Source organism: Klebsiella sp. JB_Kp031 (assembly GCF_040064295.1).
GTDB classification, from domain to species: Bacteria; Pseudomonadota; Gammaproteobacteria; order Enterobacterales; family Enterobacteriaceae; genus Klebsiella; species Klebsiella quasipneumoniae.
The window spans coordinates 150,068-167,107 of the sequence record NZ_JBEAJW010000042.1 but is presented as its reverse complement, the minus strand read 5'-3'; the positions used below and the strand labels follow the sequence as shown (position 1 = coordinate 167,107).

Sequence of the window (17,040 nt, the reverse complement as noted above, 5' to 3'; positions counted from 1 at the left end):
ATTAATCAGCGCGACCGCGGGCCAGCCACAGTACCCGCGAGAACATTTTTTTCAGCAGCGTCGGCACAGCGTCCACCCCACGGCGGCCGGCTTCCATTGCCACCTCAATCGCCAGGTCCGGCTTGGATGAGCGATGGATGGCCTTGGTGATCACCCGCCGCATATTCATGGGCACATTATCCGGGATCTGCGCCACCCGGTGGTAAACGTCATCAAATCCCTGACGATACATAAAGTGTTCCATATCCAGCGCCGGCAGAGCGGTCAGATGGTCGCGCTCCAGCTCGCGATCGTTATTCAGCAGACCGCGTACGGTCGCGGCATATTTTTTTCCTGCCTCATCGCCATCCACCAGCACGTGCCACTGGATCCCCATCCGGCGGGCGAATTTGATCAATGGCTTCAGGCCCGACTGGGCGAATTCAATCACTTTCACCCCTTCAGCATCAAAATGATGGCCGCACTGGCGGGCCAGCTCGTTGATAACCCAGGTTTCCGTCTCCCCCTCCACCAGCAGCCAACAGCGGGCGAAGAGCGATGAGGCGCGATTGAAGCGGATGTGAAAGGCAATGCGTCGACTCTCTTCGGCATTCATTCCGCCCGGCCCCAGCCGCCATGCCGACACCCGCGCCGATTCACGCACCAGCCGACAAACCTGCTCCACCGGCGTCAGGGACAGCAGCTCTCCGGAGTTGGTGGTGGTCACACGCTGCAACGGCAGCAAATTCAGCAGATGCCAGGCGACGGAGAGCATGATCGGGTGCAGGCGGGTCTCGGGATCCTCAATCAACAGCAGCGGCCGCGCGTCGCGATCGAGGCGCACCGTCCCTTTCGCCTGCAGCAGGGTAGCAAACAGCCCCAGCAGGATCACCCGATGGCTGCGCCCGCCGGGCTTGTCGATCATGCGGTTGATAATATCCAAATAACGCCAGCTACGCTGCTCATCATGGGAACGTCGACGCATCAGGCGATGTCGCGTCTGGGCGCTGCTTTGCTCGGCAAAGTAATGCTCCAGCAGCTGCACCATGGCCGACAACCCCTGACGGATCTGACCGTCGGATAAATTTTGCGGATGGCTGACCAGCTCTCTGGAGAGAAAATCCAGCTGGCGGGCAGTGATCTCTATCTGCGGCGAGTGCGGTACCGTCCCGTTATGAATGCGCCGCATAAAGCGCGCGTCGCGCAGGCGCAGCACCGGCATCAAACGCACCAGGTGTCTGGCCAGCTCATCGATATCCTCCAGCGCCAGCGCTTCGCCTTCGCCATCGATAAAACTGCGCAGGGTCATCACGCTGTCGTCATCGGCGAGTTCGCCTTCCAGGCGGTAGAACACCCGGTGATACCCGTCATCACAGGGCACCCAACAGCGCTGAAGCGGACGGAAACGCCGTACCCGATGGCGCCCCGGCTCGGTTTCACGAAAGGTCAGAATAATATGCAAATGGTGCTCGCGTCCCTGGATGTCGCCCGCGGGGAACCAGAAGTCATCGCGAACAAAGTGATAAAGATCGAACTCTGGCGACAAAAGCAGGGTCAGCGCATCAAGCAGACTGGACTTCCCCCACGCGTTCTCCCCGATCAGGACGTTATTTTGCTCCAGCATCAACGACAGACGATTGATACCGCGAAAACCGACGATTTCTACGCGCTCAAGAAGCATATCCCCTCCGCTACACCACCACTCTCCTTCAGTAATCAACAGTATAGCGAGGGCGGCGGCAAGATGACACTCCGCTTAATCACCTCTGCGCATCCTATTCTGGAGATTAAATATATTCATAAAATTACGCACTTATCGTCTATTAACGGCTATTGATTATTCATCAAACAAAATAGTTTTATTTCAGACGTTATGTTCTACACTATTGATAATCTTGGATGGATATAGGAAGAGTTAAACTGGCAAACGCAATCCCTTCACCTTGCCCTAAATCAAATAATATCAATATATTTAACTGGCTCTGGGATGGCGATTATCTCTAGAATAACGCCGCTTTATTTTTATCGTCGTCCCTTATCACGATAAATAAAGACCGGCACGGTCCGCTCGTGCGCGTATACATTTAAATTGAGGTGGTTATGTTCAGAAAATTAGCAGCCGAATGCTTCGGCACCTTCTGGCTTGTATTTGGCGGCTGCGGTAGCGCCGTACTTGCCGCAGCATTTCCCGAGTTGGGTATCGGTTTTGCCGGCGTGGCGCTGGCATTTGGTTTAACCGTATTAACCATGGCGTATGCGGTTGGCCATATTTCCGGCGGTCATTTCAACCCGGCGGTAACCTTAGGCCTGTGGGCCGGTGGTCGTTTCCCTGCGAAAGAGGTCATTGGCTATATTATCGCCCAGGTGGTCGGCGGAATTATTGCCGCCGCGGTGCTGTACGTGGTGGCCAGCGGTAAAGCCGGATTTGATGCCGCCGCCAGCGGCTTTGCCTCAAACGGCTATGGCGAACACTCCCCGGGCGGCTTCTCTATGCTGTCGGCTATCGTTATTGAAATCGTACTGACCTGCGGCTTCCTGCTGGTTATCCATGGCGCGACCGACAAACACGCGCCGGCGGGCTTCGCGCCGATCGCTATCGGCCTGGCGCTGACTCTCATCCATTTAATCAGCATTCCGGTCACCAACACTTCCGTCAACCCGGCGCGCAGCACCGCGGTGGCGATTTTCCAGGGCGGTTGGGCGCTGCAGCAGCTGTGGCTGTTCTGGGTCATGCCGATCGTCGGCGGGATCCTTGGCGGCGTGCTGTACCGCACTCTGCTGGAAAAACGCGATTAATCCTTTCTAAGCCCGGGTCTCCGGGCTTTTTCTTTCTGGCGACAGCTTTACTCGGCACGGCTATTTGGGTAGTGTCATGAGCGCTATTCTCATCATGCAAGGGCTGCATCGTTCATGTTCTCGGGACTGTTCATCATTCTGTTGCCGCTGGTCGTCGGCTATTTACTGCCTCTTCGTCACTCCTCTGCGCTAAAACTGATTCACCGGATGCTGAGCTGGATTGTCTATGTGATCCTCTTTTTTATGGGTACCAGCCTGGCGTTTCTCGACAATCTGGCCAGCAATCTGCTGGCGATATTGCATTACGCCGCGGTGAGCGTGGTCATCATTTTACTGTGTAATATTACCGCTCTGCTGTGGCTGGAAAGAAAAATGCCCTGGCGCAGTCTGCATCGTCAGGAGAAATTACCCTCGCGCCTGGCCATGGCCCTGGAATCACTCCAGCTGTGCGGGGTGGTGGTCCTCGGTTTTTTGCTTGGCCTGACCGGCCTGCCTTTTTTACAACACGCCACCGAAGCCAGCGAATATACGCTGATCTTTCTCCTGTTCCTCGTCGGTATTCAATTACGCAATAATGGAATGAGTCTGCGACAAATAGTCCTTAACCGCCGGGGAATGATCGTCGCCGTGGTGGTCACGATCAGTTCATTACTCGGCGGCATCCTCAACGCCTTTATTCTGGATTTGCCGCTAAAGACCGGTCTGGCGATGGCCAGCGGCTTCGGCTGGTATTCACTCTCCGGTATTTTACTGACCGAATCCTTTGGCCCGGTAATCGGCAGCGCGGCGTTCTTTAACGACCTGTGCCGCGAGCTGCTGGCCATCATGTTAATTCCGGGCCTGATTCGCCGAAGCCGCTCCACGGCGCTGGGTCTGTGCGGCGCTACCTCCATGGACTTCACCTTACCGGTGCTGCAGCGTTCCGGCGGCGTGGAGATCGTCCCTGCCGCCATCGTACACGGTTTTCTGCTGAGCCTGCTGGTCCCGATCCTGATCGCCTTTTTTGCCGCCTGAGTAGGCGCTGGCGGCAGACTTCCTGCCGCCAATTTTGCGCTAAATCAATCTCCCTTTAAGTTGTATCAGAAATACCTTTTCTCCTCACGCGCTCGGGCATAACCTTAAACATGTATATCAAATATAACTTTAAAGGTGTGACCATGTTTTGTGTGCAATGTGAACAAACCATTCGTACCCCGGCCGGCAACGGCTGCTCTTACGCGCAGGGGATGTGCGGTAAAACAGCGGAAACCTCCGATCTACAGGATCTGCTGATTGCGTCACTGCAAGGCCTCTCCGCCTGGGCGCTTAAGGCCCGCGAATATGGCATTATCGATCATGAGGTCGACAGCTTCGCCCCCCGCGCCTTCTTCTCTACGCTAACTAACGTCAATTTCGATTCACCGCGCATCGTCGGCTATGCCCGTCAGGCGATTGCCCTGCGTGAGGCGCTGAAAGCGCAGTGCCTGGACCTTGATGCCAGCGCCAAAGTTGACAGCCCGGTGGCCGCTCTGCAGCTGGCTAGCGACGATCTGGGCGACCTGCAGCGTCAGGCGGCAGACTATGCCCCGTATAAAGATAAAGCCGCTATCGGCGAGAATATCCTCGGCCTGCGCCTGCTGTGCCTGTACGGCCTGAAAGGCGCGGCAGCTTATATGGAACACGCGCACGTGCTCGGCCAGTACGACAACGCCATTTATGCCCAGTACCACAAGATTATGGCGTGGCTGGGCACCTGGCCTGCGGATATGAATGCGCTGCTCGAATGTTCGATGGAAATCGGCCAGATGAACTTCAAAGTGATGAGCATCCTTGACGCCGGCGAAACCACCAAATATGGCCACCCAACGCCGACTCAGGTCAACGTAAAAGCCACCGCAGGTAAATGTATCCTGATCTCTGGCCACGACCTGAAAGATCTCTACAACCTGCTGGAGCAGACGGAAGGCACCGGCGTCAATGTCTATACCCACGGCGAAATGCTGCCGGCGCATGGCTATCCGGAGCTGCGCAAATTCAAACATCTGATCGGCAACTACGGCAGCGGCTGGCAAAACCAGCAGGTGGAATTCGCCCGCTTCCCGGGCCCCATCGTGATGACCTCTAACTGCATCATCGATCCCACCGTCGGCGCTTACGACGATCGCATCTGGACTCGCAGCATCGTCGGCTGGCCGGGCGTGAACCACCTGGAAGGCGAAGACTTCTCCCCGGTCATTGCCCAGGCACAGCAGATGGCGGGCTTCCCGTACAGCGAAATCCCGCATCTGATCACCGTCGGCTTTGGCCGTCAGACCCTGCTCGGCGCGGCGGATACGCTGATCGATCTGGTCAGCCGTGAAAAACTGCGCCATATCTTCCTCGTCGGCGGCTGTGACGGCGCGCGCGGGGAACGTAACTATTTCACCGATTTTGCCACCAGCGTGCCGGATGACTGCCTGATCCTGACGCTAGCCTGTGGTAAATACCGCTTCAACAAGCTGGATTTCGGCGATATCGAAGGCCTGCCGCGTCTGGTCGACGCTGGTCAGTGTAATGATGCCTATTCGGCGATTATTCTGGCGGTCACGCTGGCGGAAAAACTGGGCTGCGGCGTCAACGATCTGCCGCTGTCGCTGGTGCTCTCCTGGTTCGAACAGAAAGCGATTGTCATCCTGCTGACGCTGCTGTCTCTCGGCGTGAAAAATATCGTCACCGGCCCGACGGCGCCGGGCTTCTTCACTCCGGATCTGCTGGCTATCCTCAATGAGAAGTTTGGTCTGCGCTCTGTGACCACCGTGGAACAAGATATGCAGCAGCTGCTGAGCGCGTAAGGAGTCCCTGATGACCATGCCAACTTCACAATGCCCATGGCGGATGCAGGTTCACCACATTCACCAGGAAACCCCGGACGTGTGGACCCTTTCGCTGCTGTGCCACGATTACTATCCGTATCGCGCCGGGCAGTACGCTCTGGTCAGCGTGCGTGATTCCGCGGAAACGCTGCGCGCCTACACCCTCTCCTCCACGCCGGGGGTCAGCGAGTATATTACGCTGACCGTTCGCCGCATTAACGAGGGCGCGGGTTCACAATGGTTAACCCACGAGGTCAAACGCGGCGATTATCTTTGGCTGTCCGATGCGATGGGCGAGTTTATCTGCGACGATAAGGCGGAAGACAAATTCCTGCTGCTGGCCGCCGGCTGCGGGGTGACGCCGATAATGTCGATGCGCCGCTGGCTGGCGAAGTACCGCCCGCTGGCAGACGTGCAAGTGATCTATAGCGTTCGTTCGCCGGAGGATGTGATCTTTGCCGAGGAGTGGCGCAACTATCCGGTTACCCTGGTGGCGGAGCACAACGCAACGCACGGTTTTGTCGCCGGCCGTCTGACCCCGGAGCTGCTGCAGAGTGTGCCGGATATCGCCAGCCGCACCGTGATGACCTGCGGGCCAGCGCCGTATATGGAGAAGGTTGAGCAGGACGTGGCCGCCCTGGGTGTCACCCGCTTCTTTAAGGAGAAGTTCTTCACCCCGGTGGCAGAGGCCGCCACCAGCGGGCTGAAATTCACCAAACTGCAGGCGGCGAGAGAGTTTTACGCGCCGGTGGGCACCACCCTGCTCGAGGCGCTGGAGAGCAATCAGGTGCCGGTGACCGTCGCCTGCCGCGCCGGCGTCTGCGGCTGCTGCAAAACCAGAGTCGTTTCCGGGGAGTATAGCGTCACCAGCACCATGACGCTGACCGAAGATGAAATCGCCGACGGCTATGTGCTGGCCTGCTCCTGTCACCCGCAGAGCGATCTGGTTCTCGCCTGAGGTCAAAATCCCCGGTGGCGCTACCGCTTACCGGGGCTACAGCGCTGTGCGATTTGGTAGCCCGGAGAAGGCGCAATGCGCCGCCTCCGGGAAAACCCCTGGCGACAATAAACTCTCAGGTGACATGAGATAAACGCTTTCCCGGACTGAAAAGCGGCAAACCGACAACAGTATCGACTTTACGCCCCAGGACGAATGAGGCATTTTTACCGCCAAACCGACTGACCGGCCAGCGAGTAACGCCCGGCGCCCAAAAGCGCAATCGCCAGCGCGCCAACAAAGAAATAGACCAGATTCTCGATCGCCCACGCCCCCACCGCATCAAGCGCAAATGTCTTGCCGAGACCGACCATCAGCCACGCTACCACCATGGTGAAAGCCAACACCAGCGCCGCAGGGCGCGTCAGGATGCCGACAATCAACAAACAGGGGGCGACCACCTCCCCCACCAGCACACCGTAGGCGATAAACCCCGGCAACCCCTTCGCCGCCAGCATCCCGCTAATGCCGTCCACGCCATCCAGCAGCTTGTGCAAACCGTGAAACAGCATTAACCCACCGACGGCGAGTCGTAACAAGAGTTTACCGGCGTCTTCATGCGACAGCGTTCTGTTTACTGCGTTTAACAATCCCTTAACCATTTGATGTGCTTCCTGTTTTACACCCTGTGAGATCCCAGAGTATGCCCAATGCTTCAGCAATAAAACCAGCAAAAAATTGAGGGCAATCGGCAACGTAAGCTGCAGTTTCATCTAAGCTTGAAGGCGTTATCAAAAAAAGGAGATGGAGATCATGAAACAAACCGTGGCCGCATACATTGCCAAAATGCTGGAACAGGCCGGCGTGAAACGTATCTGGGGCGTCACCGGCGATTCCCTCAATGGATTGAGCGATAGCCTGAACCGCATGGGCACCATCGACTGGATGGCCACCCGGCACGAAGAGGTTGCCGCTTTCGCCGCCGGCGCGGAGGCGCAACTGACCGGTGAACTGGCGGTCTGCGCTGGTTCCTGCGGACCGGGTAACCTGCATCTGATCAACGGTCTGTTTGACTGTCACCGCAACCATGTCCCGGTGCTGGCGATTGCCGCCCACATCCCATCCAGCGAGATTGGCAGCGGCTATTTCCAGGAGACCCATCCCCAGGAGCTGTTCCGCGAATGCAGCCACTACTGCGAGCTGGTCTCCACCCCGGAGCAGATCCCGCAGGTGCTGGCGGTGGCGATGCGCAAGGCGGTGATCAACCGCGGCGTTTCGGTGGTGGTGCTGCCCGGCGACGTGGCGCTGAAGGCGGCCCCGGAGAGCGCCAGCAGCCAGTGGTATCATGCGCCGTTGCCGACGGTCACCCCGGCGGAAGAAGAGCTGCGCAAGCTGGCCCAGCTGATCCGCTACTCCAGCAATATCGCGCTCATGTGCGGCAGCGGTTGCGCCGGCGCCCACCAGGAGCTGGTGGAGTTCGCGGCGAAAATTAAAGCTCCCATCGTCCATGCGTTGCGCGGTAAAGAGCATGTGGAGTATGACAACCCGTATGATGTGGGCATGACCGGGCTGATTGGCTTCTCTTCTGGCTTCCACACCATGATGAATGCCGACACCCTGATCCTGCTCGGCACCCAGTTCCCCTATCGCGCCTTCTATCCGACCGACGCCAAAATTATTCAGATCGACATTAACCCCGGCAGCATCGGCGCGCACAGTAAGGTCGATATGGCGCTGGTGGGCGACATTAAATCAACGCTGAAGGCGCTGCTGCCGCTGCTGGAAGAGAAAACCGATCGCCGCTTCCTCGATAAGGCGCTGGAGCACTATCGCGACGCGCGAAAAGGACTCGACGATCTGGCGAAGCCCAGCGAGAAGGCGATCCACCCGCAATATCTGGCGCAGCAGATCAGCCATTTTGCCGATGAAGACGCCATTTTCACCTGCGATGTCGGCACCCCGACCGTCTGGGCGGCACGCTATCTCAAGATGAACGGCAAACGCCGCCTGCTGGGTTCATTCAATCACGGCTCCATGGCTAACGCCATGCCGCAGGCCATTGGCGCCAAGGCCACCGCGCCGGAGCGTCAGGTGGTGGCCATGTGCGGCGACGGCGGGTTTAGCATGCTGATGGGGGATTTTCTGTCGCTGGCGCAGATGAAGCTGCCGGTGAAAATTATCATCTTTAACAACAGCGTGCTGGGTTTCGTGGCGATGGAGATGAAGGCCGGGGGCTATCTCACCGACGGCACGGAGCTACACGACACCAACTTCGCCCGCATCGCCGAAGCCTGCGGGATTAAAGGTATTCGCGTTGAGAAAGCCTCCGAGGTGGATGAAGCGCTGCAGACCGCCTTCCACACCGACGGTCCAGTGCTGGTCGACGTCGTGGTCGCCAAAGAGGAGCTGGCGATCCCGCCGCAGATCAAGCTGGAGCAAGCTAAAGGCTTTAGCCTGTATATGCTGCGGGCGATCATCAGCGGGCGCGGCGATGAAGTCATCGAACTGGCGAAAACCAACTGGCTCAGGTAAAACAGAAGCAATACTCTGAACCAGAACAAGGAATAGCCGTGATCGATCTGCGCAGTGATACCGTTACCCGCCCCGGGCGCGCCATGCTGGAAGCCATGATGGCCGCCCCGGTCGGGGACGATGTGTATGGCGACGACCCTACCGTCAATGAACTTCAGCGCTACGCCGCCGACCTGGCCGGCAAAGAGGCGGCGCTGTTTCTGCCCACCGGCACCCAGGCCAACCTCGTCGGCCTGCTCAGCCATTGCCAGCGCGGCGAAGAGTATATCGTCGGCCAGGGGGCGCATAACTATCTGTACGAAGCCGGCGGGGCGGCGGTTCTCGCCAGTATTCAGCCGCAGCCGATTGACGCCGCGGCGGACGGTTCGCTGCCGCTGGATAAAGTCGCAGCAAAAATCAAACCTGACGATATCCATTTTGCCCCGACCCGCCTGCTGAGTCTGGAAAACACCCATAACGGTAAGGTGCTGCCTCGCGACTATCTGCAGGAAGCCTGGGCGTTTACCCGCCAGCGCAATCTGGCGCTGCACGTCGACGGCGCGCGCATCTTTAACGCCGTGGTGGCCTACGGCTGCGAGTTACGCGATATCGCCCAATACTGCGACTCCTTCACCATCTGTCTGTCAAAGGGGCTTGGCGCCCCGGTAGGCTCGCTGCTGGTCGGTAGTGAGGCGTACATTCGTCGCGCCGTTCGCTGGCGGAAAATGGTCGGCGGCGGGATGCGCCAGGCGGGCATTCTGGCCGCCGCCGGGCTGTACGCACTGAAAAATAATGTCCAGCGCCTGCAGGAGGATCATGATAACGCCGCGTGGATGGCGGATCAGCTGCGCGCCATCGGCGCCGACGTTACTCGTCACGATACCAACATGCTGTTCGTTCGCGTCGGTGATGAGCAGGCCCGGGCGCTCGGCGAGTTTATGCAGGCGCGCGGCGTGCTGATCAACGCTTCGCCAGTCGTCCGTCTGGTCACTCACCTGGATGTCGACCGTCAGCAGTTGAGCGAGGTGGTCGCCCACTGGCAGGCTTTTTTACAACGCTAAGGAGTCAGGCGTGTCGCAATCTGTTCTGGTGCTCGGCGCCAGCGGCTATATTGGCCAGCATTTGGTGCGCGAGTTAAGCGCGCGGGGTTATCCAGTGCTGGCGGCGGCGCGCCATACCGACCGACTGCAAAAACTCGCTTTGCCCGGCGTCACCTGCCGGTCCGTCGATCTCAACCAACCGCAGGCTCTGCCTGCGCTGCTCACCGGTATCGATACGCTTTACTATCTGGTACATGGCATGGGCGAAGGCGGCGATTTTATCGCCCATGAGCGTCGGGTGGCGACGCATGTTCGCGATGCCCTGCGCCAGATGCCGGTACGTCAGATTATCTTTCTCAGCTCGCTGCAGGCACCAGCGCAGGAGCAGTCCGACCATCTGCGCGCTCGTCAGGTCACCGGCGATCTCCTGCGCGAGTCGGGTGTGCCGGTAACCGAGCTGCGGGCCGGAATTATCGTCGGTGCCGGCTCCGCCGCCTTCGAGGTGATGCGCGACATGGTCTATAACCTGCCGGTGCTGACTCCTCCGCGCTGGGTGCGTTCGCGTACCACCCCTGTCGCGCTGGAAAACCTGCTCGTTGACCTCGTTGAGCTGCTGAATCATCCTTCCGACGCGCACCGCGTCTTCGAAGCCGCCGGTCCGGAGGTGTTAAGCTACCAGCAGCAGTTCATTCGCTTTATGGCCGTCAGCGGCAAACACCGCCCGCTTATTCCGATTCCCCTGCCGACGCGCTGGATCTCGGTGTGGTTCCTCAATGTCATCACCTCGGTGCCGCCGACCATCGCCAAAGCGCTGATTCAGGGGTTGAAGCACGATCTGATCGCCGATGACCGGACGCTGCGGGCGCTGATCCCGCAAACGCTGATCCCCTTCGATCAGGCGGTTCGCCGCACCCTGAAAGAAGAAGAGCAGCTGGTAAACTCCAGCGACTGGGGCTACGACGCCCAGGCTTTCGCCCGCTGGCGACCGGAGTATGGCTACTATCCGAAACAGGCAGGCTGCACCGTCGCCACTCCGGCGAGCCGCAAAGCCCTGTGGCAGGTTGTTAACCAAATCGGCGGTAAAGAGGGATATTTTTTCGGCAATCTGCTGTGGAAAACCCGCGGCGCGATGGATCTGCTGGTCGGCCACCGGCTGGCCAAAGGGCGATCGCAGCGCGACTATCTGCAGACCGGCGATACGGTCGACAGCTGGAAGGTGATTATTGTGGAGGAAGAAAAACAGCTCACTCTGCTGTTCAGCATGAAAGCGCCGGGGCTGGGCCGGTTAAGCTTTACCATTAACGATAAAGGCGATCGTCGTGAACTGGACGTCCGCGCCTGGTGGCACCCGCACGGTATGCCGGGCCTGGTCTACTGGCTGCTGATGATCCCGGCGCACCTGTTTATTTTCCGCGGTATGGCGCAACGCATCGCCCGGTTGGCCGAACAAATCTCAGGCAGAGTCGAAGGATAAGCATTATTCTTTCATGATTCTCATTGCATAGTCGGGAGAATCACGGAAAAATGCGCACGAAATTCTTTTCTGGGACAGTAGAGTGATATGAAGGTACTGGTTACCGGTGCGACCAGCGGATTAGGCCGCAACGCAGTGGAATATCTGCGCAACAAGGGCATCAGCGTGCGAGCGACCGGGCGCAACGAAGCGATGGGTAAGCTTCTGAGCAAAATGGGGGCGGAATTCATCCCGGCGGATTTAACCGAGCTGGTCTCTTCGCAGGCTAAAGTGATGCTCGCCGGTATCGATACCCTGTGGCACTGCTCAAGCTTTACCTCGCCCTGGGGCACGCAGCAGGCTTTCGATCTCGCTAACGTCCGCGCCACCCGTCGCCTCGGCGAGTGGTCGGTAGCATGGGGCGTACGCAATTTCGTTCATATCTCTTCGCCCTCGCTCTATTTTGATTATCACCACCATCGCGATATTCAGGAAGATTTCCGCCCGCACCGCTTCGCCAACGAGTTTGCCCGCAGCAAGGCAGCCAGCGAAGAGGTGATCAACCTGCTGGCGCAGGCCAACCCGCACACCCGTTTTACCATTTTGCGCCCGCAGAGTTTGTTCGGGCCGCACGATAAAGTCTTTATTCCCCGGCTGGCGCAAATGATGCAACACTATGGCAGCGTCCTGTTGCCACGGGGCGGCAGCGCGCTGGTCGATATGACCTATTATGAAAACGCCGTCCACGCGATGTGGCTGGCGAGCCAGCCGGCGTGCGATCATCTTCCCTCCGCCCGCGCGTGGAATATCAGCAACGGCGAACCGCGCACCCTGCGCAGTATCGTGCAGAAACTGATCGACGAGCTGGGTATCAAATGCCGGATCCGCTCAGTCCCCTACCCGATGCTGGATATTATCGCCCGCAGCATGGAGCGTTTTGGCGATAAAACGGCCAAAGAGCCGGCCTTTACCCACTACGGCGTCTCGAAACTGAATTTTGATTTTACGCTCGATATCACTCGCGCGCAGGATGAGCTGGGTTATCAGCCGGTGGTGACGCTGGACGACGGGATTGTGCGTACCGCCGCCTGGCTGCGCGACCACGGTAAACTTCACCGCTAACCCTGACCATACTTTTCTAACAGCGCCTCGGCTATCGCTTCGGTTTGCGCATCTGCTACGCCATCCCAGCGCTGGGGGCGGAAGTGCATCTGGAAGGCGGTAATCACTCGTTTTTTCTGCGCGGGAGTCATCTCCGGCGTGACCTGATAGCCGTAGCGCGCCAGCAAATCCAGTACTACCTCAGGGTCCACTGGCTCACTGGCCGGGCGCCCGTTCAGATAGAAAGCCACCCGCTGCTCGTCCGGCCAGGCGCCAATCCCCTGCTGCGCCAGCTGTTGCCAGGGGAACAACGGTCCCGGATCGTCTTTGCGCTGCGGGGCGATATCGGCATGGGCTACCACGTTCTGCGGCGCGATGTGGTAGCGGGTGATAATATCGCGCGCCAGCGGGATCAGGGCCGCGATCTGCTCCGGGTGAAAGGGGGTAAAGCTTTTACCCCCCGCAGTCTTCTGCCAGCCGCGGTTTTCCAGTTCAATACCAATGGAAGTATCGTTGATGCGCGTGCTGCCGCGCCAGTAGCTCACCCCGGCGTGCCAGGCCAGATCCTCTTCCGGCACCAGCTGCCAGATCCGCGGTTTATGATGGTGGCGCGGCGGCTGTTCAGGAATTAAATAGTGGGAGCTGACCTCTTTATCAGTCAGGGTTGCCAGGGAGACATCAAAATTATCTGCGGTATAGTGGATAACCAGCACTTTTATGCGCGGATAGGCCGCCTGCGCCGGATGGCGAGTGTCCAGCTGATATCCGTCGCGATCGATGATGCCTTTTTCCCCCGCGCAGCCGGCCAGCAGTAGCGCCAACAGGAGTACATAGGCAATCCGTTTCATCCCTTCTCCCTTGCCCGGCAGCGTCTCCGGGTTAATAAGACCATTGATTACGTCCTTTATTTTTCGCCTGGTACAGCGCACTGTCCGCCCGGGCGATCAGCGTCTCCATCGGGACCGTGCCATCGGAATCGACGATCCCGATACTGACGGTCACCACCGACGCCACCTCTGATGCCTCATGAGGAAGCGCCGCCTCGTGAATTTTCTGCTGAATGCGCTCGGCAATCGCGGTGGCATGCACCAGGGGAACCCTAGGCAACGCCACCACAAATTCCTCGCCGCCATAGCGAGCCACCAGATCATCTTCGGCCCGGACCGCCATTTTCAGCACCTGCGCGACAGAAGATAAGCACTCGTCACCAGCCTGATGACCATAGCGATCGTTATAGCGTTTAAAGTAATCGACATCGATCATCATCAGCGACAACGGCGTGTTTTGCTGCCAGATCTCCGCCAGATACGCATTCAGCGCCCGGCGGTTAGCGGTCCCGGTTAATGCATCCTGGTTGGCAATACTTTCCAGCCGCTGAATAAGCTGCATATTTTCCTGATGCGTATCCCAGGCTTCATCGTACCAGCGCTGGAGAATACGTCGTCCATACAGCAAAATCGCCGTAAAGATGGTCCACAGGATCAAAAAGCGAATTTCAGCGTGATAGTGGATCTGAATTCCCGCTAGCAAGGCCGTCCCCCATAGCGGCAGCATAAAAGCGATAATGCCCGGCCAATGGTGATACAACGCAGTGAGGCCAGTGGTCAACAATATAACCAGCAGCGGCCAGGCGAAGGGCAAAGCCCAGAAAAAGATAAAACAGTAATTACTCAGGGACCAGCACAGGCTGAGCACCAGCAGCAGCGCGGTGATGATATTCAGCGTATAACGCCCCTGCGCCAGACGCGGCGTGATGGCAATAATCACTAAAATGGCCGAAATAATAATAACCGCAATCAGCGCTATTTCGATATAAGGAATAACCGCCTGGTGAGTCAGGAGCTTCTTATCAAAATAGGTAAAAATAAAGTTGCGGGAGAAAATCATTAACGCAAACGCGATATTTACAAAAGCCAGCCAGGGCAGACTCATTGACAGCGCATGGCGCTGGACATCATCTCTGGTGGCCCACAACGCGGTTCGCTGCTGCCGGGCGCGCTCTCGCTTATTTGTTAACATCTTATCTCCCTGGTGACCTGCATGACCATAGGCGCAGCCCCTGCTTGTCTATATGATAAACTATGTTTCCGGGAATGTCTGTCCGCGCGCTGTCTCCCCTGCCCCGGCCTCTTAAGCTGATTTTCAGCTAATGTCAGTAGAAATTGGTATGCTCCGTTCACGATGTGTAAACGGCCAAAAAAAGCAAGCATTATCAATGCGAATTCTGTCATCTTTTCTTTAAAAAAGAGTTAACTAGCCGTCATAAAATTGCAGTATTTTGCTTGAAAAAAAAACAGTGTTAGTACAATCTGAAATCGCTCATTGGTGAGTTAAAACAAGAGCATGATGATAGCAAGATAAACAATGGAGTCTAAAAATATGAAATATGCAGCTTTAGTGGCAGGTGCGGCATTGTTTTTAACGGCGAATGCCTTCTCCGCTGAGATTTTATCGAAAGAAGCTTTTGATAAGGTCCATACGCAATACACCAAGATCGGCACCATTTCTTCTACCGGCCAGACCGCACCGAGCGATGCTCGTGAAGAGCTGATTAAAAAAGCTGATGAAAAAGGCGCGGATGTTATCGTGCTCTCTTCCGGGAACACAGATAAAAAACTGCACATTTCCGCTAATATCTATAAGAAGAAATAACTAATCTTATCTCTCAAGAAACACTACCCTGTTTCCGGGGTAGTGTTTCTTGTTTATGCAAAGCCATAATTTATTTTTATCCCGCCGTGATTTTTCTGCCTGAAAACCGCCGTCATCCCCCTGCTGATTTCCAGCCCTAAGGCTGTAGCCACATCAAGGTCTTAGCTCTTTGCGTCAAGTACAATCCGCACGCTATACGCTATGCTTTAACGGAAACTGAAAACGTAGTTCGCTTATAAGGAAATCATCATGCGCTACAAACTTCTTGCAGCACTTCTCCCTTGCGCGCTGGCGCTCAGCGCCTGTACGACCGTCACCCCGGCCTATAAAGATAATGGCACCCGCAGCGGCCCTTGTGTCGAAGGCGGCCCTGACGACGTAGCGCAAAAATTCTATGACATTCAGATCCAGAACCGTACTCAGGATCCGGCGGCGCTGCGCCCCTATCTCAGCGACGGCCTGGCGAAGTTACTCAATGACGCCCGTCAGGATCCGGCCAACAGCAAGCTGCTGCAGGCTAACCCGTTCTCCAGCAGCAGCACCCCCGCGGACAGCGCCGTCGTCGCCAGCGCCTCAACCATCCCTAATCGCGATGCGCGCAACATTCCGCTGCGCGTGGAGCTGAAACAGGGAACCCAGAACTGGAAAGACGAAGTGCTGATGATCCAGGAAGGCCAGTGCTGGGCCGTCGATGACGTTCGCTATCTCGGCAACAACAGCCACGCGCCGGCCGGAACGTTGCGACAGAGTCTGGAGAAACGCTAGTTCGGGAGTTGAAGCGACGCCGCTGAAACGATAACCCCGGTAAAATGTCGGTATTCGCCCCGAGAATGCCGACATTTACGCCCCCCTCACCCACCAGGCAATATTTTGTGCTAACTTTAAAGCTAAACGTGGTTTAGATTTAACTTTTAACGCATAAATATTGCATAACTATTCTGCCAAAGGTACTATTTGCGGCCTCAATAGCTATTCGTATCAGACTGCCCAGATGAGTATTAAACTAAACGGCATTAATTGCTTCTACGGCGCGCACCAGGCGCTGTTCGACATCACGCTGGATTGCCCGCAGGGGGAAACGCTGGTGCTGCTCGGCCCCAGCGGTGCCGGGAAGAGCTCGCTGCTGCGCGTACTCAACCTGCTGGAGATGCCGCGTTCCGGTTCGTTAACCATCGCCGGTAACCATTTCGACTTCACCAGAGCGCCGTCCGATAAAGCGATTCGCGAACTGCGGCAGAACGTCGGCATGGTTTTTCAGCAGTACAACCTGTGGCCGCACCTGACGGTACAGCAGAACCTGATCGAAGCCCCCTGTCGCGTACTGGGGTTAAGCAAGGATCAGGCGCTGGCTCGCGCCGAGAAGCTGCTGGAGCGCCTGCGTCTGAAGCCCTACAGCGATCGTTACCCGCTGCATTTATCCGGCGGCCAGCAGCAGCGTGTGGCGATCGCCCGCGCGCTCATGATGGAGCCGCAGGTTCTGCTGTTCGATGAGCCTACCGCGGCGCTCGACCCGGAAATCACCGCCCAGATCGTTAGCATCATCCGCGAGCTGGCTGAAACCGGCATCACCCAGGTTATCGTCACCCATGAAGTTGAAGTGGCGCGCAAGACGGCCAGCCGGGTGGTGTATATGGAAAATGGCCATGTCGTCGAGCAAGGGGATGCCTCCTGCTTCACGCATCCGCAAACTGACGCGTTTAAAAACTATCTTTCACATTGATGTTTTTCGGGGAAATGACG

General features: G+C 57.3%; 15 protein-coding genes. 11 read left to right on the top strand and 4 right to left on the bottom strand.

Translation table 11 applies throughout. The annotated features are described in order from the left end of the window. Position 1 precedes the first annotated feature (1 nt). The gene (locus ABLV64_RS23850; protein WP_023320055.1) at positions 2–1,660 is read right to left on the bottom strand and encodes an ATP-dependent endonuclease; all 1,659 of its coding nucleotides are present in this window, start codon (positions 1,658–1,660) and stop codon (positions 2–4) included. A gap of 419 nt (positions 1,661–2,079) precedes the next feature. Here ABLV64_RS23850 and aqpZ point away from each other — a divergent pair, with 419 nt between their 5' ends. The 4 genes from aqpZ (at position 2,080) to hcr (ending at position 6,564) form a co-directional block, all read left to right on the top strand. Next, positions 2,080–2,775 (top strand): aquaporin Z, encoded by a 696-nt coding sequence (gene aqpZ, locus ABLV64_RS23845; RefSeq protein ID WP_004201355.1) that lies wholly within the window; start codon positions 2,080–2,082, stop codon positions 2,773–2,775. A 114-nt stretch (positions 2,776–2,889) separates the two neighbouring features. Further along, positions 2,890–3,789, top strand: a complete 900-nt coding sequence (locus tag ABLV64_RS23840; RefSeq protein WP_348843086.1) for a lysine exporter LysO family protein — start codon at positions 2,890–2,892, stop codon at positions 3,787–3,789. Between the two features lie 143 nt (positions 3,790–3,932). Beyond that, positions 3,933–5,585 (top strand): hydroxylamine reductase, encoded by a 1,653-nt coding sequence (gene hcp / locus ABLV64_RS23835; RefSeq protein WP_348843087.1) that lies wholly within the window; start codon positions 3,933–3,935, stop codon positions 5,583–5,585. Between the two features lie 10 nt (positions 5,586–5,595). Continuing rightward, positions 5,596–6,564: an NADH oxidoreductase gene (hcr, locus tag ABLV64_RS23830; protein WP_032455775.1), complete on the top strand. Its 969-nt coding sequence runs from the start codon at positions 5,596–5,598 to the stop codon at positions 6,562–6,564. A 206-nt stretch (positions 6,565–6,770) separates the two neighbouring features. Here the strand turns inward: hcr and ABLV64_RS23825 are convergent, their stop codons facing one another. Further along, a complete protein-coding gene (locus tag ABLV64_RS23825) occupies positions 6,771–7,205 on the bottom strand; it encodes a DoxX family protein (RefSeq protein WP_004201350.1) in 435 nt (144 codons plus the stop codon). Between the two features lie 151 nt (positions 7,206–7,356). Between ABLV64_RS23825 and poxB the strand changes: the two genes are divergently transcribed. The 4 genes from poxB to ABLV64_RS23805 all read left to right on the top strand — a co-directional run bounded on the left by poxB (position 7,357) and on the right by ABLV64_RS23805 (position 12,669). Further along, positions 7,357–9,075 (top strand): ubiquinone-dependent pyruvate dehydrogenase, encoded by a 1,719-nt coding sequence (poxB, locus tag ABLV64_RS23820; RefSeq protein ID WP_057216760.1) that lies wholly within the window; start codon positions 7,357–7,359, stop codon positions 9,073–9,075. Positions 9,076–9,113: 38 nt separating this feature from the next. Further along, positions 9,114–10,115: a low-specificity L-threonine aldolase gene (gene ltaE, locus ABLV64_RS23815; protein WP_217325017.1), complete on the top strand. Its 1,002-nt coding sequence runs from the start codon at positions 9,114–9,116 to the stop codon at positions 10,113–10,115. A 10-nt stretch (positions 10,116–10,125) separates the two neighbouring features. Then, positions 10,126–11,568 carry a DUF2867 domain-containing protein gene (locus tag ABLV64_RS23810; protein ID WP_348843088.1) on the top strand — a complete coding sequence of 481 codons (1,443 nt, stop codon included), beginning with the start codon at positions 10,126–10,128 and terminating at the stop codon, positions 11,566–11,568. An 87-nt stretch (positions 11,569–11,655) separates the two neighbouring features. After that, the gene (locus ABLV64_RS23805) at positions 11,656–12,669 is read left to right on the top strand and encodes an NAD(P)-dependent oxidoreductase (RefSeq protein ID WP_002896399.1); all 1,014 of its coding nucleotides are present in this window, start codon (positions 11,656–11,658) and stop codon (positions 12,667–12,669) included. On the opposite strand, the gene ABLV64_RS23800 is transcribed toward ABLV64_RS23805, so the two are convergent. Both ABLV64_RS23800 and ABLV64_RS23795 read right to left on the bottom strand, forming a co-directional pair. Next, positions 12,666–13,496 carry an N-acetylmuramoyl-L-alanine amidase gene (locus ABLV64_RS23800; protein WP_004201345.1) on the bottom strand — a complete coding sequence of 277 codons (831 nt, stop codon included), beginning with the start codon at positions 13,494–13,496 and terminating at the stop codon, positions 12,666–12,668. The two genes, ABLV64_RS23805 and ABLV64_RS23800, sit on opposite strands and share 4 nt — an antisense overlap. A gap of 31 nt (positions 13,497–13,527) precedes the next feature. Beyond that, positions 13,528–14,667 (bottom strand): GGDEF domain-containing protein, encoded by a 1,140-nt coding sequence (locus tag ABLV64_RS23795; protein ID WP_004201344.1) that lies wholly within the window; start codon positions 14,665–14,667, stop codon positions 13,528–13,530. 360 nt (positions 14,668–15,027) lie between these two features. On the opposite strand from ABLV64_RS23795, the gene yahO reads away from it, so the two are divergent. The 3 genes from yahO (at position 15,028) to artP (ending at position 17,020) form a co-directional block, all read left to right on the top strand. Continuing rightward, a complete protein-coding gene (gene yahO, locus ABLV64_RS23790; RefSeq protein ID WP_004201342.1) occupies positions 15,028–15,300 on the top strand; it encodes a DUF1471 family periplasmic protein YahO in 273 nt (90 codons plus the stop codon). Positions 15,301–15,549: 249 nt separating this feature from the next. Beyond that, a complete protein-coding gene (locus ABLV64_RS23785) occupies positions 15,550–16,065 on the top strand; it encodes a lipoprotein (protein ID WP_004201341.1) in 516 nt (171 codons plus the stop codon). Between the two features lie 226 nt (positions 16,066–16,291). Continuing rightward, positions 16,292–17,020 (top strand): arginine ABC transporter ATP-binding protein ArtP, encoded by a 729-nt coding sequence (gene artP / locus ABLV64_RS23780; protein WP_004201340.1) that lies wholly within the window; start codon positions 16,292–16,294, stop codon positions 17,018–17,020. Positions 17,021–17,040 lie beyond the last annotated feature (20 nt).

Excerpts from the sequence above, each read along its gene's own strand:
- ABLV64_RS23850 (WP_023320055.1), bottom strand. The coding sequence starts at position 1,660 with ATGCTTCTTGAGCGCGTAGAAATCGTCGGTTTTCGCGGTATCAATCGT.
- aqpZ (WP_004201355.1), top strand. The coding sequence starts at position 2,080 with ATGTTCAGAAAATTAGCAGCCGAATGCTTCGGCACCTTCTGGCTTGTA.
- ABLV64_RS23840 (WP_348843086.1), top strand. The coding sequence starts at position 2,890 with ATGTTCTCGGGACTGTTCATCATTCTGTTGCCGCTGGTCGTCGGCTAT.
- hcp (WP_348843087.1), top strand. The coding sequence starts at position 3,933 with ATGTTTTGTGTGCAATGTGAACAAACCATTCGTACCCCGGCCGGCAAC.
- hcr (WP_032455775.1), top strand. The coding sequence starts at position 5,596 with ATGACCATGCCAACTTCACAATGCCCATGGCGGATGCAGGTTCACCAC.
- ABLV64_RS23825 (WP_004201350.1), bottom strand. The coding sequence starts at position 7,205 with ATGGTTAAGGGATTGTTAAACGCAGTAAACAGAACGCTGTCGCATGAA.
- poxB (WP_057216760.1), top strand. The coding sequence starts at position 7,357 with ATGAAACAAACCGTGGCCGCATACATTGCCAAAATGCTGGAACAGGCC.
- ABLV64_RS23805 (WP_002896399.1), top strand. The coding sequence starts at position 11,656 with ATGAAGGTACTGGTTACCGGTGCGACCAGCGGATTAGGCCGCAACGCA.
- ABLV64_RS23800 (WP_004201345.1), bottom strand. The coding sequence starts at position 13,496 with ATGAAACGGATTGCCTATGTACTCCTGTTGGCGCTACTGCTGGCCGGC.
- ABLV64_RS23795 (WP_004201344.1), bottom strand. The coding sequence starts at position 14,667 with ATGTTAACAAATAAGCGAGAGCGCGCCCGGCAGCAGCGAACCGCGTTG.
- yahO (WP_004201342.1), top strand. The coding sequence starts at position 15,028 with ATGAAATATGCAGCTTTAGTGGCAGGTGCGGCATTGTTTTTAACGGCG.
- ABLV64_RS23785 (WP_004201341.1), top strand. The coding sequence starts at position 15,550 with ATGCGCTACAAACTTCTTGCAGCACTTCTCCCTTGCGCGCTGGCGCTC.
- artP (WP_004201340.1), top strand. The coding sequence starts at position 16,292 with ATGAGTATTAAACTAAACGGCATTAATTGCTTCTACGGCGCGCACCAG.